Origin of the sequence: Gramella sp. AN32, assembly GCF_023718305.1 — a bacterium.
GTDB classification, from domain to species: Bacteria; Bacteroidota; Bacteroidia; order Flavobacteriales; family Flavobacteriaceae; genus Christiangramia; species Christiangramia antarctica.
The window spans coordinates 339,826-362,987 of sequence record NZ_QEYO01000003.1 but is presented as its reverse complement, the minus strand read 5'-3'; the positions used below and the strand labels follow the sequence as shown (position 1 = coordinate 362,987).

General features: G+C 38.0%; 24 protein-coding genes. 20 read left to right on the top strand and 4 right to left on the bottom strand.

Annotation, left to right across the window (positions count from 1 at the left end):
• Nucleotides 1-50 precede the first annotated feature (50 nt).
• Nucleotides 51-1,277 (bottom strand): hypothetical protein, encoded by a 1,227-nt coding sequence (locus DHD80_RS06045; RefSeq protein WP_251740249.1) that lies wholly within the window; start codon nt 1,275-1,277, stop codon nt 51-53.
• Nucleotides 1,278-1,419: 142 nt separating this feature from the next.
• Between DHD80_RS06045 and miaB the strand changes: the two genes are divergently transcribed.
• The 8 genes from miaB to groL all read left to right on the top strand — a co-directional run bounded on the left by miaB (nt 1,420) and on the right by groL (nt 9,173).
• Nucleotides 1,420-2,865, top strand: coding sequence for a tRNA (N6-isopentenyl adenosine(37)-C2)-methylthiotransferase MiaB (gene miaB / locus DHD80_RS06040; RefSeq protein ID WP_251740248.1), 1,446 nt, complete (start codon nt 1,420-1,422; stop codon nt 2,863-2,865).
• 21 nt (nt 2,866-2,886) lie between these two features.
• Complete coding sequence (locus tag DHD80_RS06035) at nt 2,887-3,774, top strand: hypothetical protein (protein WP_251740247.1); 888 nt, start codon at nt 2,887-2,889, stop codon at nt 3,772-3,774.
• A 4-nt stretch (nt 3,775-3,778) separates the two neighbouring features.
• Entirely contained in the window at nt 3,779-5,041 is a 1,263-nt protein-coding gene (locus DHD80_RS06030; protein ID WP_251740246.1) for a sigma-54 dependent transcriptional regulator, read from the top strand.
• Between the two features lie 228 nt (nt 5,042-5,269).
• Nucleotides 5,270-5,770, top strand: a complete 501-nt coding sequence (locus DHD80_RS06025; RefSeq protein ID WP_251740245.1) for an LptE family protein — start codon at nt 5,270-5,272, stop codon at nt 5,768-5,770.
• Nucleotides 5,770-6,672, top strand: coding sequence for a hypothetical protein (locus tag DHD80_RS06020; RefSeq protein ID WP_251740244.1), 903 nt, complete (start codon nt 5,770-5,772; stop codon nt 6,670-6,672). The genes DHD80_RS06025 and DHD80_RS06020 overlap by 1 nt, the downstream gene beginning before the upstream one ends.
• On the top strand, nt 6,669-7,010 hold the full coding sequence (secG, locus tag DHD80_RS06015; protein ID WP_251740243.1) for a preprotein translocase subunit SecG: 342 nt from the start codon (nt 6,669-6,671) through the stop codon (nt 7,008-7,010). Before DHD80_RS06020 ends, secG begins: the two co-directional genes overlap by 4 nt.
• A 146-nt stretch (nt 7,011-7,156) precedes the next feature.
• Nucleotides 7,157-7,432 (top strand): co-chaperone GroES, encoded by a 276-nt coding sequence (gene groES, locus DHD80_RS06010; RefSeq protein ID WP_251740242.1) that lies wholly within the window; start codon nt 7,157-7,159, stop codon nt 7,430-7,432.
• A gap of 103 nt (nt 7,433-7,535) precedes the next feature.
• Nucleotides 7,536-9,173 (top strand): chaperonin GroEL, encoded by a 1,638-nt coding sequence (groL, locus tag DHD80_RS06005; protein WP_251740241.1) that lies wholly within the window; start codon nt 7,536-7,538, stop codon nt 9,171-9,173.
• Between the two features lie 106 nt (nt 9,174-9,279).
• Here groL and DHD80_RS06000 read toward each other — a convergent pair whose 3' ends face one another.
• On the bottom strand, nt 9,280-9,747 hold the full coding sequence (locus DHD80_RS06000) for an SRPBCC domain-containing protein (RefSeq protein WP_251740240.1): 468 nt from the start codon (nt 9,745-9,747) through the stop codon (nt 9,280-9,282).
• 91 nt (nt 9,748-9,838) lie between these two features.
• Here DHD80_RS06000 and DHD80_RS05995 point away from each other — a divergent pair, with 91 nt between their 5' ends.
• Nucleotides 9,839-11,317 (top strand): SLC13 family permease, encoded by a 1,479-nt coding sequence (locus DHD80_RS05995; RefSeq protein ID WP_251740239.1) that lies wholly within the window; start codon nt 9,839-9,841, stop codon nt 11,315-11,317.
• Here DHD80_RS05995 and DHD80_RS05990 read toward each other — a convergent pair.
• Nucleotides 11,314-12,345 carry an AraC family transcriptional regulator gene (locus DHD80_RS05990; protein ID WP_251740238.1) on the bottom strand — a complete coding sequence of 344 codons (1,032 nt, stop codon included), beginning with the start codon at nt 12,343-12,345 and terminating at the stop codon, nt 11,314-11,316. The two genes, DHD80_RS05995 and DHD80_RS05990, sit on opposite strands and share 4 nt — an antisense overlap.
• A 257-nt stretch (nt 12,346-12,602) precedes the next feature.
• Here DHD80_RS05990 and DHD80_RS05985 point away from each other — a divergent pair, with 257 nt between their 5' ends.
• From DHD80_RS05985 to DHD80_RS05945, 9 genes are all read left to right on the top strand, one after another.
• Nucleotides 12,603-12,785 carry a hypothetical protein gene (locus DHD80_RS05985; protein ID WP_251740237.1) on the top strand — a complete coding sequence of 61 codons (183 nt, stop codon included), beginning with the start codon at nt 12,603-12,605 and terminating at the stop codon, nt 12,783-12,785.
• Between the two features lie 48 nt (nt 12,786-12,833).
• Nucleotides 12,834-13,169 carry an arsenosugar biosynthesis-associated peroxidase-like protein gene (locus DHD80_RS05980; RefSeq protein ID WP_251740261.1) on the top strand — a complete coding sequence of 112 codons (336 nt, stop codon included), beginning with the start codon at nt 12,834-12,836 and terminating at the stop codon, nt 13,167-13,169.
• Nucleotides 13,170-13,213: 44 nt separating this feature from the next.
• The gene (gene arsS, locus DHD80_RS05975) at nt 13,214-14,272 is read left to right on the top strand and encodes an arsenosugar biosynthesis radical SAM (seleno)protein ArsS (RefSeq protein WP_251740236.1); all 1,059 of its coding nucleotides are present in this window, start codon (nt 13,214-13,216) and stop codon (nt 14,270-14,272) included.
• A gap of 136 nt (nt 14,273-14,408) precedes the next feature.
• Nucleotides 14,409-14,840: a rhodanese-like domain-containing protein gene (locus DHD80_RS05970; RefSeq protein WP_251740235.1), complete on the top strand. Its 432-nt coding sequence runs from the start codon at nt 14,409-14,411 to the stop codon at nt 14,838-14,840.
• On the top strand, nt 14,841-15,458 hold the full coding sequence (locus tag DHD80_RS05965; RefSeq protein WP_251740234.1) for a TIGR04282 family arsenosugar biosynthesis glycosyltransferase: 618 nt from the start codon (nt 14,841-14,843) through the stop codon (nt 15,456-15,458).
• Nucleotides 15,455-16,264 carry a purine-nucleoside phosphorylase gene (locus DHD80_RS05960; protein ID WP_251740233.1) on the top strand — a complete coding sequence of 270 codons (810 nt, stop codon included), beginning with the start codon at nt 15,455-15,457 and terminating at the stop codon, nt 16,262-16,264. The genes DHD80_RS05965 and DHD80_RS05960 overlap by 4 nt, the downstream gene beginning before the upstream one ends.
• Nucleotides 16,265-16,583: 319 nt before the next feature.
• Nucleotides 16,584-17,552: an arsenosugar biosynthesis arsenite methyltransferase ArsM gene (arsM, locus tag DHD80_RS05955; protein WP_251740232.1), complete on the top strand. Its 969-nt coding sequence runs from the start codon at nt 16,584-16,586 to the stop codon at nt 17,550-17,552.
• 71 nt (nt 17,553-17,623) lie between these two features.
• On the top strand, nt 17,624-18,424 hold the full coding sequence (locus DHD80_RS05950; protein ID WP_251740231.1) for a DUF547 domain-containing protein: 801 nt from the start codon (nt 17,624-17,626) through the stop codon (nt 18,422-18,424).
• Nucleotides 18,425-18,430: 6 nt separating this feature from the next.
• Nucleotides 18,431-19,117 (top strand): TIGR04283 family arsenosugar biosynthesis glycosyltransferase, encoded by a 687-nt coding sequence (locus DHD80_RS05945; protein ID WP_251740230.1) that lies wholly within the window; start codon nt 18,431-18,433, stop codon nt 19,115-19,117.
• Here DHD80_RS05945 and DHD80_RS05940 read toward each other — a convergent pair.
• Entirely contained in the window at nt 19,107-20,144 is a 1,038-nt protein-coding gene (locus tag DHD80_RS05940; protein WP_251740229.1) for a glycoside hydrolase, read from the bottom strand. The genes DHD80_RS05945 and DHD80_RS05940 overlap by 11 nt on opposite strands.
• Nucleotides 20,145-20,255: 111 nt before the next feature.
• Here DHD80_RS05940 and DHD80_RS05935 point away from each other — a divergent pair, with 111 nt between their 5' ends.
• Together DHD80_RS05935 and DHD80_RS05930 are read left to right on the top strand one after the other, a co-directional pair.
• On the top strand, nt 20,256-21,542 hold the full coding sequence (locus DHD80_RS05935; RefSeq protein WP_251740228.1) for an FAD/NAD(P)-binding oxidoreductase: 1,287 nt from the start codon (nt 20,256-20,258) through the stop codon (nt 21,540-21,542).
• Nucleotides 21,543-21,545: 3 nt separating this feature from the next.
• On the top strand, nt 21,546-23,129 hold the full coding sequence (locus DHD80_RS05930; RefSeq protein WP_251740227.1) for a 4Fe-4S dicluster domain-containing protein: 1,584 nt from the start codon (nt 21,546-21,548) through the stop codon (nt 23,127-23,129).
• Nucleotides 23,130-23,162 lie beyond the last annotated feature (33 nt).

Genomic DNA, 23,162 nt, shown 5'->3' with positions numbered 1-23,162 from the left:
TCCCCGCCCTACACGGGGATTTTTACAAAAACCAAACAAAAATAAGGCACTTAATTAATTGTGAACGTGCTAATTAAGTTAACCTCATTGCCTTTATACGAGTATTGGTATAGAGTATTATCCCCAACCATGAGCAACCTCTCCTCCAGGGGGATGACATCATAGGTGTTAATCTCTTTAAAGTGGTCTATCAACTCAAGGTTGGGTGTATTAGATTTATCAAAAACTTTTAGTCCGTCCGCACCATCACATACAAACAGCCAATCACCTTTAATTCCCAAGCCGTACGGATTGGTCATTTGATAAGACTGCTCTATAAATGGGGAATGTTTATCGGTAATATTTACAACATCCAGCTGGTTATTTTCCTGTCCGCAAAAGTTACCTCCGCGAATGGTAACATAGGCATAATCACCTTCCACAACTACAGGATCGCAGCCTAAAACATGTTGTAAATAAGAAACCTCCTTTGGTTTCGCTGCATCTTCTATGCTGAAGATATAAAGCCCCCTATCGCTACCCAGGTATAAATGATCCTCGTAATTAAAGAGGGTTTCAATGGCAAAGCCAGCATAATCCTGATTTAATAAAGTGGTTTGAGCAGGATTACGAATATCAAAAACTGAAAGCTTTTGATCATCAGCTACATATAAATAATCATCTTTTATGCTAAATCTGGCGAAGGAACCGCCGGTCCCGGTAGAACTCTCTGCGCTATTTGCGAAAAAAGCATCTTCCCAATTGGGTTGGGTGGCATATTCTATTTTTCTTTTTTCAATCACGAAACCAATAATAACTTCTTTTTCAGGATCAAAGTTTTCATAATCAATAAAGGTGGCGTTTAATTGTGTTTGGGGAAATACATTTGGAAAAACATTCTCAACCCTACCAATCTCTTTGATATTGTTCATGTCCTGAAGATCAAATATCACTAAATCTGTTCCGCTATCCGCATAAAGTTTGTTGTCTTTAACTGCAACATCCATATTTCTAGGGATGTTTATAAATTGGACATTTTTAGGATTGAATGGATCGATATTATCAATAATATGAACACCTTTCTGTACATCGTTTATAAATATGTAGTTGTTCCAGGCATAAATTTTACCGGATTCCTGAATGTCCTTTGGTTCCTGAATTTTTACGGAAGCCCTAAATTCTTGTAATGATTGTTTTACCGGAACGGCAACGCTGGTATATTCCGAATCATCAATTTCATTCTCACAGGAAGTGAAAACGAAAAGAAATAGGGAAGCAAGGAGAGCTAATTTTTTCATCAGATATTTTGATTAGTATCAAGTAGATGCACATATTTTTGAATGGTTGCGTTGGCATTTAATAATTTTTTTCTGTCACTTTGTCATAATTCTGAATAGTCCTATCTTTGCCAGTCTAAAAACCGAAAGGTTACAACGGAATATGGAGAAGACAATTGATGAAAAAGTCCAGGGAAATTCTTTGGTACTGAAACCTCAGCCAAGTAATTCAAAAAAGCTTTTTATTGAAAGTTATGGTTGCGCAATGAATTTTAGCGATAGCGAAATCGTGGCTTCCATCCTTGCAAAAGAAGGTTTTAATACTACCCAAAATCTTGAAGAGGCAGATCTTGTCCTGGTAAACACCTGTTCTATTCGGGAAAAAGCCGAACAAACGGTACGCAAGAGACTGGAGAAATACAATGCGGTAAAACGTATAAATCCGGGAATGAAAGTGGGCGTTCTGGGCTGTATGGCTGAAAGGCTGAAAAGCAAATTCCTGGAAGAAGAAAAAATCGTGGACCTAGTTGTTGGGCCAGATGCTTATAAAGACCTTCCAAATTTGATCAATGAAGTGGAGGCGGGAAGAGATGCGATTAATGTGATTTTAAGCAAGGAAGAAACTTATGGTGATATTTCCCCGGTAAGACTGCAATCTAATGGTGTTTCGGCTTTTGTTTCGATTACCCGGGGGTGCGATAATATGTGTACTTTTTGCGTGGTGCCTTTTACCAGGGGACGCGAACGTAGCCGTGATCCACAAAGTATTGTGGAAGAAGTAAATGATCTCGCTGCAAAAGGTTACAAAGAGGTGACCCTTCTTGGCCAGAATGTAGATAGCTATTTATGGTATGGTGGCGGTATGAAAAAAGATTTTAAAGACGCTACTGAAATTCAGAAAGCTACGGCAACGAATTTTGCCAGTCTTTTGAGGCTGGTCGCGGAAGCTCAACCAAAAATGCGTTTTAGGTTTTCAACTTCCAATCCGCAGGATATGACGCTGGACGTGATCGAAATGATGTTACAGTATCGCAATATTTGTAACTATATTCATTTGCCGGTACAAAGCGGAAGCAACAGAATCCTCAAAGCGATGAATAGATTGCATACCCGTGAAGAATATTTTACACTTATCGATAACATTAAAGAAATGATCCCGGATTGTGGAATTTCTCATGATATTATCACGGGTTTTCCTACTGAAACGGAAGAGGATCATCAGGATACAATTTCACTGCTGGAATATGTAAAGTATAATTTTGGTTATATGTTCACGTATTCTGAAAGACCGGGAACGCTTGCCGAAAGAAAACTGGAAGATGACGTGCCCGAAGAAGTGAAAAAAAGAAGGTTACAGGAAATTGTAGATCTTCAACAAAAACACAGTAAATATAGAACGAAACAATATATAGGTAAAACTGTAGAGGTTTTGATTGAAAAGGAATCCAAAAAATCTGCCGAGCAGTTTAGCGGAAGAAGTGAGCAGAATATTGTGGTGGTTTTTCCGAAAGAAAATTATAAAATTGGTGATTTTGTTCTGGTAAAAGTGAATGAGTGTACCAGCGCAACATTAATTGGAGAAGGCATTGGATTAAGTAATAATAATTAATATCAATAAATAACTAGTTTTATGAAATTGCGATTTTGTACAATAATTCTTTCAATATTAATAAGCTCATGTTCTTCGGATAGCGCAACAGATTCTAATGATGATAATCCCGTAGGTATCAGTGGAGATTTTGTTGGCTACACTACCACTTTCAATCAAACTGGAACTATCTACAATTATACTTATGAAGATGGAAAATGGTTGAGTTTAGAAGTAAATGGAGACCTTTGGGTAGAAATTGAATATAATGATAACGACGAACTAGTAAGAATTACTGAGGATCGGGAAGACATTTTTACAGATATTCAATTTGAATATGATGGTTCAGGAAGTTTAATTGCAGTTAAAGAATTTGATGCAGAAAGTAATAGTTTTAAAGATCGGGCTATTACCTATTCCGGAAATATAGTAGAACTTGAAAAGCTGAATACTACTGAAGAAAATTCAGGCAAAGTTGTTTTCACTTTCAATGATGATCGCTTCATGAAATTTGAAGATTTTGATGGGGATGCTATGCTGGTACATTCTGATGAATTGCAGTATGATAGTAGCGGGAATGTAATTCAGAATAAAATTTTTACAAGTTATAGCGGCTTAACGATAACTGAAGAATTTGGGTACGAATATGACGATATGGCTAATCCGCTACAGGACTTTTTTCAGGATTATACCTTAGCTTTTTTAATTTATGGATCTAAAGTGAAGTTTTTTAATTATGAAATAAGTACGGCGATTAGAGTATTTGGACCAAATAACAGAACTGCAAATATTTATCCTTCTTCTTACACTGAAAATCAGAAACTGGATATTGAAAATGAATATAATGGTACTACTATTAAAACTCAGTCTTTGATATTTCGACCTGAAAATGCAGTAATTCAAGTAAACGAATTCTTATACAGCGAATAATTAAATGGAATCAGTTCAGGCGATAAAACAACGTTTTGGAATCATTGGAGACGATCCAAAATTAAACAGGTCTGTTGAAAAGGCGATACAGGTCGCTCCAACAGATATCTCTGTGTTAGTGACAGGAGAAAGCGGGGTGGGAAAGGAAAGTATTCCGAAGATCATTCATTCACTTTCCCATCGTAAACACGCAAAATATATTGCGGTGAATTGTGGAGCAATTCCCGAAGGGACCATCGATAGTGAACTTTTTGGGCATGAAAAAGGTGCTTTTACGGGAGCTACCCAAACCCGAAGTGGTTATTTTGAAGTTGCCGATGGGGGAACTATTTTTCTGGATGAAGTTGGAGAACTTCCTTTGCCTACCCAGGTAAGGCTTTTACGGGTACTTGAAAATGGTGAATTTATTAAGGTAGGTTCTTCAAAAGTTCAAAAGACCGATGTTCGCATAGTTGCGGCGACCAATATCAATATGTTTGAGTCAATTCAAAAAGAGAAATTTCGGGAAGATCTTTATTACAGGTTAAGTACTATTGAAATTCATTTGCCGCCGTTGCGGGAAAGGAAGGAAGATATCCATTTGTTATTTAGAAAATTTGCGTCAGATTTTGCACTGAAATATAAAATGCCCACCGTAAAACTGGAAGATGATGCCGTAGAATTACTGGTAAAATATCGCTGGGGCGGAAATATTCGTCAGCTTAGGAATGTGGCGGAACAAATCTCCGTTTTGGAACAAAGAAGAAGTATCGATGCTAAAGGGATGAGAAATTACTTACCAGATATGGGCAGTAATCTTCCGGCGGTGATTTCAGGAAAAAAAGCGGAAGGAGATTTCAGCAATGAAAGGGAAATTCTTTACAAGGTGCTTTTCGATATGAAAAATGACCTGAATGACCTCAAAAAATTAACCCTGAAATTAATGCAGGACGGAAATAACAAGGAAGTTCAGGATGAAAATGAAGGTTTGATTGAAAAGATCTATGGAGCCAATGGAGATGATATTGATGAAGATGAAATGACTAATGAAGAAATGAAACTTCTGCAAATGCCTCAACCCAATGCGCAAGCGCGACAGGAAGAAAAGGATAAATATTATTTTGCTGAAGAAATTGAGGAAGAGGAAACACTCAGCCTGCAGGATAAAGAACTGGAATTGATCAAAAAATCCTTAGAAAGGCATAGCGGAAAGAGAAAAGCTGCCGCGGAAGAATTGGGAATTAGTGAACGCACCCTTTACCGGAAGATCAAACAATATGATTTATAGTTTTTAAGTTCTAAGTTCTAAGTTCTAAGTTCTAAGTTCGGAGTTCGGAGTTCGGAGTTCAAGGTTGATAGTTCAAAATTTTGAAAGTGAAAAGTAAAAAGTGAATTTTGGAAACTTGAAATATTTTGTGTCGGCCTGAACGCAGTCGAAGGCCTTTATTATACGAAATTTGAAAGTTAGATGATGCTACAAATTCCAAATTCAGGATAATTGATGTTATAAAATTTTATGAAAAAATTTCTTTTACTTTTTTGCGCATTTGTGCTGCTCACTTTACAATCCTGCGGACTCTATTCTTTTACAGGAGCAGATACCGGGGAAGCCAATACTTTTCAGGTAAATTTCTTTCAAAATCAGTCAGATTTGGTGGAACCGGGAATAGATCTTGCCTTTACAACCTCGCTTCAGGATCTTATTCAGAATCAAACAAGTTTGAGCCTGGTAAACAATAACGGCGATTTGATCTTTGAAGGCGAAATTATTGATTATTACATATCACCTATGAGTGCCACTGCGCAAAATACCGCCGCGCAAAACAGGCTGACCATTGCCGTAAACGTGAGATATTATAATACATTGGAACCAGAAAAAGATTTTGAACAGCGTTTCTCCTTTTATTATGACTATCCTGCACAAACTCAATTAACCACAATTCTGGAAACAGCTTTAGATGAAATCTACACACGCTTGACTCAGGATATTTTTAATGCCGCTTTAGCCGATTGGTAATGGATGTAAAAACCCTTACATATCTAATTGAAAATCCAGGGGAGGTCTCTGTATATCACAGGCAACAACTGGAAAAACTTGTTAAGAAATATCCTTATTTTCAGGCGGCCCGGGCGTTAAGATTAAAAGGCTTAAATGATCATCAGGATTTCAGTTATAATTCTGAACTGAAGAAAACAGCTGCCTACACTACAGATCGCAGCATTCTCTTTGATTATATCACTTCAGATGAATTCAATCAAAATCAAATTGCGGAACAAATCAAAGAACAGGAAGGGCGGTTAAAAGACATCACTGTTTACGAAGCTGAACACGTTTTCGGAAAAAGAAGTATCGCGATAGATGATGCGATAAAAATGAAAAAGTCGGAATCTGAACAGGTAATGGATCCCGCATTATTTGAAAAACCTCAAATTTCAGCATCTAATTCTTCGGAAGGTATTTCTGAAGAAAAGATAGAGCCTGTTAAAGATGTAGAGAAAGAACTGGAAATTGGAAAGCCGCTAAAATTTGAAAAAAATGAGACACATTCCTTCTCAGAATGGCTAAAATTGTCTTCAGCAAAACCCATTCAAAGAGAAGGGATTGAAGAAAATGCTGAAGAAAATGAGGACCGCCAGAGGAAATTTGAGCTTATTGAAGATTTTATCAATAAGAATCCCAAGATAAAACCAACAAAACTTCCAATTAAATCCAACCTCGCCGAACAGAGCATGGTCGCTCCGGAAAGCCTTATGACCGAGACTTTAGCGAAGGTCTATCTTGAACAAAAAAATTATAAAAAAGCTATCCAGGCATATAAAATTTTAATTTTGAAAAATCCCGAAAAAAGTGGTTTCTTTGCAGACCAAATTCGGGCAGTAGAAAAATTACAGGATATTAATAATACCGATTCAGAATGAGTACATTCACTATATTTTTAGCATTAATCATTATCGTAGCTTTCCTATTGGTAGTGGTCATTATGGTTCAAAACCCTAAAGGAGGGGGGCTTTCTTCTTCTTTTGGTGGCGGTGGTCAGCAAATGGGGGGAGTAAAGAAAACAACAGATTTTCTTGATAAGAGTACGTGGACACTGGCAACTTTATTGTTGGTTTTGATCCTTCTTTCCAATGTAACGATCATGGATGGCCCTTCAGAAGCAACAAGAGTTTTTGAAAGTGATGAACCGGTAAGGACTCAGGTTCCGGCTACGAATACTCCGGTACAACAACCTGTACAGACTGACACTACGAACTAGATTTCACATAATATACAATTCAAAAATGCCAGCTTATGACAAGCTGGCATTTTTTGTTGCCCTTTGGCAGAATTCAGGTGGTGGCATAATTTTGGAAATGTGAATACTCAGAATAAAATTGATTAACCTAAAAATAAATTTAGAAAATGGGACTAAACGTTAAACCGCTTTCAGACAGAGTTGTTATTGAACCTGTTGCTGCAGAGAATAAGACTGCATCTGGAATTATCATTCCTGAAACTGCAAAAGAAAAGCCACAAAAAGGTAAAGTGGTTGCTGTTGGTAAAGGCACCAAGAAGCACGAAATGACAGTAAAAGAAGGCGATACAGTATTATATGGTAAATATGCCGGTACTGAATTAAAGCTTGATGGGAAAGATTATCTTATCATGAGAGAAGACGATATTTTAGCAATAGTTTAAGTCAACTCAAATTCAAAACTTCAGCGTCCTGCTGAAAGTTTAATCAACAAAAAATTATTAATTGATCATTCAGGAAAATTATCCTGAAACAAAAACTAATACAATGGCAAAAGATATAAAATTTGACATTAAAGCCCGCGACGGAATTAAGCGTGGAGTAGATGCATTGGCTAACGCCGTTAAAGTGACTTTAGGACCAAAAGGTCGTAACGTAATTATTAGCAAATCATTTGGAGCTCCAATGGTAACCAAAGATGGGGTGACCGTAGCAAAGGAGATCGAACTTGAGGATCCATTAGAAAATATGGGTGCTCAAATGGTGAAAGAAGTTGCTTCTAAAACCAATGATATTGCAGGTGATGGTACAACCACGGCCACAGTTCTTGCCCAGGCGATCGTAAAAGAAGGTCTTAAGAACGTTGCTGCAGGTGCAAACCCAATGGATCTTAAAAGAGGGATCGATAAGGCTGTTGAGGCTATAACCGCAGATCTTGCTAAGCAAACCAAAGAAGTTGGAGATTCTTCAGAGAAAATCAAACAGGTTGCTGCTATTTCTGCCAATAACGACGATATGATTGGCGATTTGATCGCTCAGGCATTCGGAAAAGTTGGTAAAGAAGGTGTGATTACTGTAGAAGAAGCCAAGGGAACTGAAACTTATGTGGATGTTGTAGAAGGTATGCAGTTCGATAGAGGATACCTTTCTCCATATTTCGTGACGAATAGCGAAAAAATGACCGCAGATCTTGAAGATCCTTATATCCTTCTTTATGATAAGAAGATTTCTTCCATGAAAGATCTTCTTCCCGTACTTGAACCGGTAGCCCAATCTGGAAAGCCTTTATTGATCATTGCTGAAGACGTAGACGGTGAAGCACTGGCTACGCTAGTAGTAAATAAACTTCGCGGTTCACTTAAAATCGCCGCTGTTAAAGCTCCAGGTTTTGGGGACAGAAGAAAAGCCATGTTAGAAGACATCGCTATCTTAACGGGTGGTACCGTAATTTCTGAAGAAAGAGGATTTACTTTAGAAAATACTACCATCGATATGTTAGGTACTGCGGAAAAAGTAGCGATCGATAAAGACAATACAACTTTAGTAAATGGTGCAGGAGATAATAAAGCGATCCAGGATCGTGTAAACCAGATTAAATCTCAGATTGAATCTTCTACTTCAGAATATGATAAAGAGAAACTTCAGGAACGTCTGGCTAAATTGGCCGGTGGTGTTGCCGTACTTTATGTAGGTGCTGCTTCAGAAGTTGAAATGAAAGAGAAAAAAGACCGTGTAGATGATGCACTTCATGCAACCAGAGCGGCTGTAGAAGAAGGTATTGTTGCCGGTGGTGGTGTAGCGCTGGTAAGAGCTCAGGCGGTTCTTAGCAAGATTGAAACAGAAAATGCCGATGAGGCGACAGGAGTTCAAATCGTAATGAAAGCTATCGAATCTCCATTGAGGACTATTGTCGAAAATGCTGGAGGAGAAGGTTCTGTAGTGATCAACAAGGTTCTTGAAGGTAAAAAAGACTTTGGATACGATGCTAAAACCGATACTTACGTAGATATGCTTAAAGCAGGTATTATTGATCCTAAGAAAGTAACTAGGGTAGCCCTTGAAAATGCTGCTTCTGTTGCCGGAATGATCTTAACTACCGAGTGTGCTTTGATCGACATCCCAGAAGATAGCGCCGGAGGCGGAATGCCAGGTGGAATGGGCGGTGGAATGCCCGGAATGATGTAGTGGTGCGGCCACAGCCTAATAAAAAACCCCGATCTATTTACGGTGGGGTTAATACCAAACCTCCCAGGTTTTCAAAACCTGGGAGGTTTTTTATGTTCCGGGGGTTTTATCGTTTTTTTTTAGAGTTCATAAAATCAAAAGCCCCGTTGCGAAGATTGATATCATATTCCAGATAGGCTTTCAGGCAGGCGAGAAAGTTTGCCCAGCCTTCGGTATTCCTTCCATACCATAAGATACCTTCTACCGTGTTTTTCATTTTTCCTTCGGAAATTTTTACCAGGGTATTTAAATTTGGCATTTCTTCCAGATTGATGCGAACTTCAAGAAATTGATCTTTTGCTCCTTCCCATTCAAATACAATCAATTCCGAAGCTTTTACTTCTATTACTTTTACAGTTAAAGTCATTTCAGGGAATTCAGGGAATTTCCAATTTACAGTTTTTCCAGTTTCCATTCTCGCATCTCCTTTTGAGATAAAATAATTAGACATTTTCACCGGATTCACAATTGCCTCAAAGACATCTGTTGGTGATTTAGAAATTTGGATGGCTGTTTTAATTTCCAATTCTTTCATTACAGGAATATTTATAGTCTAAATATCGGGAAAAATAGTGCATCTTTCTAAAGATAGAATATTCTTATATTGACCCTTTCTAATTAAAAAGATGAAAAGCATCAAATTGCTTGCATTAATTGCAGGACCATTTTTATTTCTTGTTTTCCAATTCCTAAAAACTCCTGAAGCCATGTCTCCTGAAGCTTTTCAGATTCTGGGAATTACTTTATGGATGGCGATCTGGTGGGTTTCTGAAGCTATTCCAATCTCAGTTACGGCTCTTTTGCCTATAATTCTATTTCCTCTCACCGGAGCCCTTGATATCGAAACTACCACAGCTGCATACGGTCATAGATATGTATTTCTTTACCTGGGAGGTTTTATCATCGCTATTGCCATCGAAAAATGGGATTTACACAAAAGAATAGCTCTCAATATCATCAACTTAATTGGAACCAATATTAAATTCATCATTTTAGGTTTTATGCTGGCCACAGCGTTTTTATCGATGTGGATAAGCAATACTGCAACTTCAGTAATGATGCTCCCTATAGGAATGGCCATTATCGCCCAGTTAAAAGATAACCCAAATACGCTTCAGGATGAAAATGAGATATTTGGAAAAGCCTTAATGCTTGCTATCGCCTACAGCGCATCTATTGGTGGAATTGCTACTTTAATTGGTACACCGCCAAACCTCGTCTTTGCAGGTATTGTGGAAGAGTTGTATGGAATTGAGATCAGCTTTACAAAATGGTTTATTTTAGGCTTTCCTATTTCCGTGGTATTGCTTTTTATCTGTTGGAAATATTTGACGGGTGCTGCATTCAATTTTAAACAAAATGAATTTCCGGGAGGAAAACAGGAAATAAAAAGATTGCTAAGAAACCTTGGAAAGGTGAGTAATAATGAGAAAAAAGTGATCGCTGTCTTTGGGTTGACCGCATTTTTCTGGATTACCAGAACCTTCCTTTTACAACCCATCATTCCTTTTATAGACGATACCATCATCGCCATGTCTGCAGCTGTTATTTTATTTGTTATTCCGGGACGTAAAAAGGGTGAAAAATTGATAACCTGGGACGATGCAGTGAAAATACCCTGGGGAATTATTCTATTATTTGGTGGAGGGATGGCATTGGCTAAAGGATTTGGGGATTCCGGCCTGGCTTTATGGATCGGTAGCCAGTTGACCAATTTAGAAAATTTGCCCTTGATATTGTTGGTATTTATACTGGTAGCTTCTGTAAATTTTCTTACGGAAGTAACCTCAAATCTTGCCACTACGGCCATGCTGCTGCCCATACTCGCTACTATGGCCATTGCTTTAGGTCTTCATCCTTATTTTTTGATGGTTGGAGCTACACTTGCTGCGTCCTGTGCTTTTATGCTTCCTGTGGCAACGCCACCAAATGCTGTAGTCTTTGGTTCCGGCTATTTAAGAATCCCAGATATGATCAAAACCGGTTTATGGATGAATGCTATTTCCATCATTCTGATTAGCCTGGTGGTTTATTTTTTATTGCCCTATTTATGGGAATTCGACCCGGAAACTATTCCGCGGAAATTTGAGATTTTAACAGATTAAAAGTCCTGATCGTTCCCATTTTTTCTCGTTTTTAGAAAATACTTCGGGCTTACTCCATATTTCTCTTTGAAGATTTTGGAAAAATAACTACGATTATTCAGTCCTATAGACGTAACAATTTCTGAAATATTCTTTTCCGAAGATTTGAGCATTTCTTTGGCTGCTTCCAACTTGATATGCTGCATATATTTATTCACGGTGAGATCATAAACATATTTAAAGCCTTCCTGAAGTTTGTTTACATTGGTCCCGGCTTCTTTAGCCAGTGATTCCACGGTTGGGTTTGTACTAAGGTCCCCCTGAATTCTTTTGGACACATAATCTACTTTCTGAATATCAGATTTCCTAAGGATTTGCGGAAGATTTTCCTCATTTTCATCATCTTCATATTGTGCGATCTGGATGACCAGCATTTCAAAAGCTTTTCCTTCCAAAAATAGATTTCTTAAAAATCCAGTAAAATCCTTGTGATTGACTTCTTCCATCACATCGGCAGCTTTGATACTGTAATTTCCCTGATAAAAAAACTGTTTTTCAGAAACGGAATCTTTAAATACCTCTTTCAATTTAGGATCTAAATTTTCGAAGTCGTAATTCGTGCGATGGGCAAAGGTAGATCTTATAATTTCCAGGCTGGACACGTGAGTGGGAACGTCTTTTTTGAAATAAAGAACATGCCCGTTGTAATCGCTACTGCTCACTACTATGTTTTGATAGGTGTCAATTTGGTTAATTACATCACTTTTCTGAAATGAATGGGCCGCGCTACCTTCAGAACAAAAGATAAATTTTAAGGGATGAACGGTATTGAGTATAAAATGGATCTCTAAATCTTCGAAAAATGTGCAATTGTAGGTAATATATCCTATTCCCGAATCAAAAGTGCAGCCTCTAATGTAACCTTCGCCATATTCTTCTGGAATATTTAAGGTTAATTCCCCGCTTTCATTTATTATTTCAACGCCTAAATATTTTGCAACATCATTAATAATATCATTCACTGGTAAGGTTTGGACATCAATGCGCATAATGTTTCTTCAGGTAATCGGGTGAGGATTACTCAATTTTTAGTTTTAGTTAATTGGTTAAGTAAAATTAGAATTAATGCGAAATTCTTAATAATTTCAGCTCATCTTAAACCTAAAAGTGTTAATTCTAATTTGAAAAGCGTTAGAATTCAGTATATATTTTGAGATCTATAATCTTTGGTTATATCCTAAAAACATACCTTTTCGATAAATTTCAATGTAGTTAATTTTTTTTTAAACAACTAATAAATTCCATTATGAAAAAAGACAGCGAAAGATCGACTCCTGTTCCTAAAAAGGAAAAAAATGATAAAGATGTTGTAAACCAATCTACGGAAACCCGAACAGAAAATACCAGTTCTAAACTCTGGATAGTGATTGTAATAGTAATTTTTATCCTGGCAGTAATTTTGGCCATCACGGGAGTCATTAATTTTTAAAAAAACTATACCAGCTTATTTTTCGTAAATAATAATTCAACACTCACTATTATGCCTGACTATTATGATTCTGCCGACCTGAGGAAATTTGGACAAATAACCGAATGGAGTGAAGACCTTGGAAATAAATTTTTTGAATATTATGGAAAAGTATTTGAGGAAGGTGCGCTTTCAGCTAGGGAAAAGAGCTTAATTGCACTGGCCGTTGCCCATGTAGTGAAATGCCCTTATTGTATAGATGCTTACACTAAAGATGGTTTACAACGTGGTATTACAAAAGAAGAAATGATGGAAGCAGTTCATGCGGGGGCAGCCATAGAAAGTGGTGCAACGCTGGTTCATGGAGTGCAAATGATGAATAAGTATAAAAAACTGAGCATGTAAGTTATTGCCCCAGAGTTGTACTAATACACAAACTATAAGTTTTTATGCTCATAAAATCGCTTAAAGCAAGAAAGGCTGACCTTTCAAGCCCAAAAAAGCAACTGGAATTTTTAGATAAAGGACTATTCGAAGAGGGAGACCTCCCCAGGTTCAAAGATAAAATCGCCCAAACCGGTAAATTTCCCTTAAAACCTAAAAAACTTGAAATATTACAGCTCAATCTTGGTTACATGTGTAATCAGGTTTGTTCGCATTGTCACGTAGATGCAGGTCCAGACCGTAAAGAGATCATGACCGTTGAAACTATGAAACAGTGTTTGGAAGTAATCAAAACAACTGGAGCCCACACCTTGGATCTAACCGGCGGAGCACCGGAAATGAATCCGAATTTTCGTTGGTTTGTAGAAGAAGCCTCCAAAGCCGGAATTAAAGATTTTATCGTTCGATCAAATCTCACCATTATACTGGCCAATAAAAAGTATCATGATCTTCCAGAATTTTTCAAAAAACATAATGTTCATGTTGCTTCTTCCCTTCCTTATTATAAACGGGAAAAGACTGATAAACAACGCGGCAACGGGGTTTTTGATAAATCGATCAAAGCATTGCAAATGCTTAATGCAGTGGGTTACGCTCAGGAAGGAACGGGATTAAAACTAGATTTGGTTTACAATCCTTCAGGTGCATTCCTGCCTACAGATCAGCAAGCTATGGAACATGATTTTAAGGTGGCGCTTAAAGAAGATTTCGATATAGATTTTAATAATTTGTTTGCAATTACCAACCTGCCTATCAGTAGATTTTTAGAATATTTAATCGCTTCTGAAAATTATGAAGATTATATGTATGCCCTGGTAGATGCCTATAATCCTGCTGCGGTTGAAAATGTAATGTGTACCAACACCATTTCTATTAGTTGGGATGGCTGGCTTTATGATTGCGATTTTAACCAGATGCTCGATCTCAAAGTTGCCAGTAAAGTAAAACATATTAGTGATTATAACGAAGATCTCCTAAACGATCGAAAAATTATAATTTCCCAACATTGTTATGGCTGTACTGCCGGGGCGGGAAGTAGTTGCCAGGGTGCAGTGACCGAATAAATTTATTGTGGATAAACTGATTTCCGTTTAGTTGGCTATTGAATAAAAAAATAATTTGAGTCTAATGCTAAGAAATTTGATAATTATTTTAATAGTTTTTTGCCCTGTTATTCAATCAGCAGCTCAAACTTCTAATTTGGATAAATTGTTATCTAAATACAACGATCAAACTGTTCGTTATATTTCTGCGGAAGAATTGCAAATGAACAGGCTTAATGATTCTGTAATTATTGTTGATGCCCGGGAATGGGAAGAATTTGAGGTAAGCCATTTGCCGGATGCGGTATTCATTGGATATTCCGAATTTTCATCTGAAGATTTTTCAAAAAAGTTTAAAAATAAATCAGCGCCAATTGTAGTGTATTGCACGATTGGAATCCGCTCTGAAAATATAGCCAAAAAGATCAAAGACACCGGCTATTTAAATGTTTCTAATTTATACGGAGGAATCTTCGAATGGAAGAATACAGGGTATCCGGTTTTTTCAAAAAATATTGAAACTGAAAAAGTTCATGCTTATTCTAAAGCCTGGTCTAAATGGTTGAAGAATGGTGAAAAAGTGTACTAAGTGAACCATAATCATAAAGAAAATTTACTGCTAATTTTCACCAAGAATCCTGTTGCGGGTAAGGTAAAAACAAGGTTGGCCAAAGATCTTGGAGACGCAAAAGCACTGGAGATCTATAAGTTTTTACTGGATCATTCGGTAAATTTCACCACTGCAGTAAACGCGACAAAAGAAGTACATTATTCAGATGAAATAGCTGAATGCGATATTTGGGATAATTCAATATTTTCAAAAAAACAGCAAGTAGGCAGAGATCTTGGCGAGCGTATGGAGTATGCTTTTGAAAAGGGGTTTGAAGCAGGTTATAAGAAGATTGTGATAATAGGCTGTGATATGTATGATATTGAAACTTTAGATATTGAAAATGCCTTTGAGGAATTGCAGCATAGTGACTATATAATTGGTCCCGCCGAGGATGGGGGGTATTACTTATTTGGGATGAAATCCTTACATTCGAAGGTGTTTAAAAATAAAGAATGGGGAACTTCCAGTGTATTAGAAAAGACCCTTAAAAACCTCAAAAATGACCAGGTAAAATTACTGGAGACCCGCAATGATGTGGATGTATTTGAAGATATTAAAGATCATCCCGCATTTCAAAAATTTATAAATTCATGATGGATCGCATACAAGAATCGGTAGACTATTTAAAATCTAAAGGCTTTGGAGAACCCGAAGTAGGGATCATTTTAGGGACCGGTTTAGGTAAACTAATTGATGAAATTGAAATTGAAAAAGAAGCCAGTTACAATCATATCCCCTATTTCCCAACAGCAACCGTAGAATTTCATAAAGGAAAACTAATCTATGGAACTCTTGAAGGAAAAAAAGTGGTGGTCATGCAGGGACGTTTTCACGTGTATGAAGGTTATAGTCTTCAGGATGTGACTTTTCCGGTTAGAGTGATGAAAAGGTTAGGGATAAAAAAACTTTTAGTTTCAAATGCTTCCGGAGCGATCAATCTCAATTTTCAGAAAGGGGAATTAATGCTCATCGAAGATCACATCAACCTTCAGGGAGGTTCACCACTGGCCTTTCATGGCGTGGATAAACTTGGGGAACGTTTTGTGGATATGAGCGAACCTTATGATCCTGAAATGAACAGCATCCTGGAAGATGCCGCTAAAAAGAATAACATCACCTTACATAAAGGGGTGTATGCTTCAGTTCTGGGTCCGCAATTGGAGACGCGGGCAGAATATAGATATTTAAAAATTATAGGAGCTGATGCTGTGGGAATGAGCACAGTGCCGGAAATCATTGTGGCAAACCACTTAAATATTCCGGTTTCGGCAATTTCAGTAATTACAGATCAGGGAGATCCTGATAATCTGGAAAAAGTAAATATCGAGGATATTCTCGCAAATGCGGCCAAAGCCGAACCTGATATGATTAAATTAATTAAAGCTGTTCTGAAGTATTAAGTTGGAATGTTGGAAAGTAAAAATGTACCAATGTACCCATGTGAGAATTTGAAATAAAATAATTTGAAATCTACCATTAATCGAGAAACTAATTCTAAACGGTGAACAGAGAACCAAATTTGATTGCTAAACGCCTGTCCCGCTGAGCCTACCTGCCGCAGGCAGGCTTGGCGAAGCGGTTTCCGCATAAATGTCTATGCTCGCAAAGACTGATACTGGTTTGTTGAAAAAAAAATTCAAAAGCAAAAAACATATAACGGTGTACGGTGAAACTAGTAACAATTATACATTATAAAATATACAATATACATTCAAAAAAATGGGCTATTTAGAAACCACCAAAGACGTATACCGTGAAGCAGCATTAACTCCAGATGTTGGGCTATGCTGCACCACTAATCCAATTTGGGAATTACCCGGATTAAAAATACCGAAGATCATGCAGGAAATGAACTACGGTTGTGGTTCTACGGTGCATGCCCGGGATCTCACCAATAATCCTAGAATTTTGTATGTAGGTGTTGGCGGTGGAATGGAACTCCTACAGTTCGCTTACTTCTCCAGACAAAAATCTGGCGTCGTGGGAATAGACGTGGTAGATGAAATGCTGGAAGCATCCCGGAAAAATTTTGTGCAAGCTGAAGAAATGAACCCATGGTTCAAATCTGAATTTGTGGATCTTAAAAAAGGTGATGCCACAGATCTTCCCGTGGAAAACAATTCTATAGACGTTGCGGCCCAAAATTGCCTTTTTAATATTTTCAAAACTGAAGAGCTCACTAAAGCTTTGCAGGAAATGTACCGTGTTTTAAAACCGCACGGCAAACTGGTGATGAGCGATCCCACCTGTGAGCAGGAAATGAATGAGGAATTGCGCAACGATGAAAGGTTGCGCGCTTTATGTCTTAGCGGAAGTCTTTCTATTGCAGATTATGTAAAAGCGTTGACCGACGTAGGTTTTGGAACCATTGAAATTCGGGCTAGAAAACCATACCGAATCCTTGACCCAAAAAACTATCCCACCGATAAACTCGTATATATTGAGTCTATTGAAGTGGCCGCGATCAAAGATCCAATGCCCCCAGATGGTCCTTGTATTTTCACAGGAAAAGCTGCCATCTATTACGGACAGGAAGATTACTTTGATGATAAAAAAGGCCATATTTTGATGAAGAATCAGCCGTTGGCTATTTGCGATAAAACTGCCGGAGCGCTGGCTTCAATAGGCCGGGATGATATTTTCATCAGCGAATCTACCTATCACTATGATGGCGGAGGCTGTTGTTAAATAAATATGAAATGAGCATAATAACCCGATAAGAATATCGGGAGACCATTAAAAACAATAAATATCTACATATGAAAAAGTTTATTTTAAGTTTTTCGATTTTAATATCAGGAGCCTGTATGTTCGCTTCCTGCAATCTTATTTCCAGCGCGGGATTAAGCAGTAAAGGTCTGCCAACTTCAGAAGCACCGGAAGATCTTACTTCAACAACGGCAAATTCAGCCGTGAACGTAGATCATTCTACCTGGGATGCTTTGCTTAAAAAGCATGTTTCAGCAAATGGAATGGTAGATTATAAAGGTTTTCAAAAAGACCGGGCTAAACTGGATGAGTATTTAAAAATGCTTTCTTCCATGGAGCCTTCCAACGACTGGTCTGTACAGGAGCAACTGGCCTATTACATCAATTTATATAACGCACATACAGTAGATTTGATCCTTCGGAATTATCCTGTAAAGAGCATTAAGGATATCGATGGGGCCTGGACTGATGGTTTTGTGAAGATTGGTAAAACAACTATTTCTTTAGGCGGAATTGAAAATAGTATCCTGCGTAAAATGAACGAACCAAGAATACATTTTGCTATTAACTGTGCGTCCATATCCTGTCCAAAACTGCTGAATGAAGCCTATACCGCGGGAAAAATTAATGAGCAGTTAGATAAGGTGACCAAAGAGTTCATTAATTCTGATAAAAATGAAATTTCCAAAACCTCTCCAAAGGTTTCTTCCATTTTCGACTGGTATAAGAAGGATTTTCAGCAAAACGGAACGGTAGTAGATTACATCAATAAATACAGTACAACCAAAATAAATTCAGGCGTGACGCTTTCTTATAAAGATTATGACTGGAATTTAAACGAAGCAAAATAGTTCTGAATGATCAGTATTATTATCCCGGTTTATAATGAGGAAAAGCATCTGCCGGTATTAATAGATCATCTTCAAGAAGCTTCAGATGGTAAAATTCAGGAGATTCTAATTGTTGATGGTGGCAGTACCGACGGAACCGCAATGCATGTTAAATTTGATTCAAGATTAACTTATATATCTTCGGAAAAGGGCCGCGCGGTACAAATGAATATGGGCGCTCAACATGCGAAGGGGGAGGTTTTTTATTTTCTTCATGCAGATAGTTTTCCTCCGGAACATTTTGATTCGCTCATCCTTGCTTCAGTCAAAAAAAGCAAAAAAGCGGGATGTTTTAAAATGCGATTTGATAAAGATCACTGGTGGCTCAATTTGATGGGACAATTTACCAAAGTGAATCATATTACCTGTCGCGGAGGCGATCAATCACTATTCGTAGAGAAAGAATTGTTTTTTGAGATAGGCGGGTTTAACGAAAATTATAAAGTATATGAGGATAACGAGATCATTAGAAGACTTTATAAAAAGAAACAATTTACCATCATAAGAAGCTGGATCACAACTTCCGCCAGACTCTACGAAAAACTTGGAGTTTGGAATACACAATGGCTCTTTATTGAAATTTACTGGAAAAGAAGAAGGGGAGCATCGGCCGAGGAACTCTACAGTCACTACTACAAACGTCTTAATTCCTAAATTTTCGGTAATATTCTTTCACTACATTCTCTGCAGGTTTATTTTGTGGGGTAAAGCGATCATTTTCCAATCCACCAGCCGATTCATCCTGATGCCATTTCCACAAATAACCTCCGGCAAACCAGGGTTCAGGCCAAATTTCTTCATATAGCACCGATAGTGCCCGGGCTTGCAGGCCATAATTGGTGATATAATTTTCCCTGCCTGAATCCCAAGGCTCTTTTAAGGCATAATCCACACTGCGATAACCATATTCCGTAAATAGGACGGGTTTATTGAAGTCTTTGGAAAGATTTGCCAGCATATTTTTATGGATCTGCCAGCCTTTTTTAATTTTTTCTACATCAGGGGCTGCTTCCATATTTATAGGGAAATAAGCATCAACCCCAATATAATCAAGATCTTTCCAGATACTTACCAGATCTACTTTATCCCAGTTTTCAGCATAGACCAGTTTTCCTTTAAATTCTTTTCTAACTTCAGAAATAAGCTTTTTCCAAAACTCTGGACGCGACTTCACAAAATTGAAAAGTTCTGTGCCCATACACATTATTTCCACATCATTTTCCGCAGCGATTCTGGTAAATAGAAGAATGAATTCCCGGTAGGATGTTTCAAATTCTTTCCATTCTCCTTTACTCTTAAAACTCAGATCTCCCGTAAATTGGCCACGAATCCATATCTGCGGTTTCATCATAACAGAAATATTTTTTTGATGAAGCAGGGAAATAGCATGTTCAATCCCTTCTTTTCGTTCTCCAAACCACTGGCGATCTGCATTAAAAATAAGTTCCGGTTCATTGGTGCTCCTTAAAAAAGCAAATGGCATTAGGGAAACCGCGTTGGCATTTACAGCTTTAATCCGGTTTATATGTATGGGTAATAAACTATCCCGTGAAGCTTCCAGGCTTAAACCGTTTATTTTGTAAGTATTTAAAGGAGCCTCTGCCTGGCAACTTGCCAGGGAAACGCAAAGCAGGGTGAACATTATTTTCTGAAAATATTTCCTTAAATGACAATTCTTCATATACCGAAGCCTTTATTGCTACTAATCTTGTGTTTCTACTTTATTTCTGTTTACTTTACTATGCTCTGAATTATTTGAAAATTCAGGCATCTGCCAAATTATGAAAAATTAATGGAGCATATTGTTATCATTGGAAATGGAATTTCAGGAATTACTGCGGCCAGGCATATTCGAAAACGTTCTAATCATAAAATAACGGTTATTTCTGGTGAGTCTGATCATTTTTTTTCGCGTACTGCGCTTATGTATGTTTATATGGGCCACATGAAATGGGATCATTTAAAACCTTACGAAGACTGGTTTTGGGAAAAAAACAGGATCGAGCTTAAAAAAGCCTGGGTTGAAAAGATAGATTTTGCTAAGAAAAAACTTCGCTTTTCTTCGGGAGGACCTTTAGAATATGATAAACTAATTGTGGCCACAGGTTCCATCTATAATAAATTCGGCTGGGAAGGTGAAGATTTAGAGGGTGTGCAGGGTTTAGTCTCTATGCAGGATCTCATTGAACTCGAAGAAAATACTCTGCATACAAGAAAAGCGGTGATTATTGGTGGCGGACTCATTGGCGTAGAGTTAGCAGAAATGCTAAGAACCCGAAATATAGACGTTACTTTTCTGATTCGGGAAAAAGCTTTCTGGCATAACGTGCTACCAATTCAGGATGCAGAGATGATCTCAAACCACATCAAATCTCACGGGGTAGACCTTCGGCATAATACTGAACTTGAAAAAATAATTCCGGATGAGAATGGCAGGGTAAAAGCAATGATGATCAAATCTGGTGAAACGATCGATTGCCAGTTAGTTGGACTTTGTGCCGGTGTGCGCCCGAATGTTGATTTTCTGAAAGATTCTCAACTAGAAATCGACAAAGGCATTCTGGTGGATCAATATTTGCAGACGAATATTCCGGATGTTTTTGCCATAGGAGATTGTGCCCAGCAGCGGGAGCTCATTGGTCAGCGAAAACCGGTGGAAGCAGTTTGGTATACCGGAAGGATGATGGGTGAAACTATTGCTGCAACGCTTACCGGAAATAAAATGAGGTATAATCCCGGCAACTGGTTTAACTCGGCTAAATTTTTTGATATTGAATATCAAACCTATGGGTGGGTTTGGGCGACGCCGAAAAAAAACGAGCAACATTTTCACTGGCAACATGAATCAGGTTTGAAGGGAATTACCATCGCTTTCAATACTGAAAACAAGACATTCTTAGGCATTAATACCTTCGGAATACGAATGCGGCACGATGTTTTTGATCTTTGGTTAACCGAAAATAAGAAGATAGACTATGTTTTAACCAATCTTAAAAAAGCCAATTTTGATCCCGAATTTTATGATCATCACGAAAAGGAAATTTTCAGAAGTTTTAAAAATAACATGCAGGAAGCTTAAGATATGAGTAGAATTGAACATAATATGGCGCTTACCGGTGATGCACCGGCTTCTATTTCAGTAAAACAAAAAATTGCGGTCACTATAGGCATGCTGGGTTTTATTATTCTAATTCTTGCATTGACCAATATAAATTTTCCCAGTAAAACCCTTTTTCTAAGTCTGGCCCTGGGCATGATGGCTGTAGGAACCATCTGGTTTGCTAATGAAGCCTACCTGGGGAAACATGAAGGTATTAAAAATGACGGAGTTTGGTTTAAATCCATGACCGCTCGTGGAGTCCTGGCCTGGATAACCGGGATTGGATTAACTCTTTTCTATATAATCATTTACTGGTTTCCACAGTATCTGGGGCTAAATGCAGAAGGTGACAATACAGGAGTCATCTCCCTTTTCGATCCGTTAAGTCAAATCTTAAATGGGGGGGCGGCAAGTCAGTGGTTTGTCTATGGGACCTTGTACACCCTGGCAATTCTTATTTTTGGATATAAATTTATTCTGAAGTATAGGCACAATCGATATGAAATTATTCGAACCTGCTCCGTCATGTTTTTTCAACTCGGTTTCGCATTTATTATCCCCGAGATCTTGGTTCGTCTTAATGAACCCTATTATGATTTTAAAAATATCTGGCCTCTTAATTATGATCTTTTCGCAGGTTACCGCCTAAATGAATTCTTTTCTTCAGGCAATCTGGGTGTTTTTATGCTGATTTTAGGGGTCGTTTCTATTTTTATAATTACCCCATTCCTTACGTATAAATATGGAAAGCGCTGGTATTGCTCCTGGGTTTGCGGTTGTGGGGGCCTTGCTGAAACTGCTGGTGATCCCTACCGCCATCTTTCAGATAAATCTTTATTTGCTTGGAAAGTGGAACGTTGGGTGATCCATAGTGTGCTTGTTTTTGTGACGGTAATGACTATTGCGGTAGTATATTCTTTTCTGGGTGAGAACTCAGCAGATTTCTGGCTCACCAAAGATATTTTTCTATGGGGAATGGCCGGTTTTCTTACCTTACTTTTCGCCCTGATCATGATCTTTAAAAGGGAGCAACTGGCAAAAGATGCAAAAATTGGGGCGGTTTCTTATTTGGTTGTTATTCTTGCAATCATCGGTATAAATTATTTCAGCGGAAATGGCAATATTTTCTTTTTTGGTGGGGATCAATTAAGACAATGGTATGGTTTTCTTATTGGTGCGGCATTTTCCGGAGTAATTGGTGTGGGCTTTTATCCCATTTTTGGGAACCGGGTCTGGTGCAGGTTTGGCTGCCCCATGGCCGCGATTTTAGGAATGCAACAACGTTTATTTTCTAAATTCAGGATTACTACCAATGGCGGGCAGTGTATCTCCTGTGGAAATTGTTCTACCTATTGCGAAATGGGAATCGATGTTCGCGCTTATGCCCAAAAAGGAGAAAATATTGTACGTTCCAGTTGTGTGGGCTGCGGGATTTGTTCGGCGGTTTGCCCCCGCGGAGTTCTGAAACTTGAAAACGATTCTCCTTCCGGAAGAATTAATTCTGAAGAAGTTTTACTGGGAAATGATGTGGATCTTATGGATCTGCTCAATCAAAAATCCCACTAATTGTAAGTATTTTACTTTCTTTTCGGACTAACA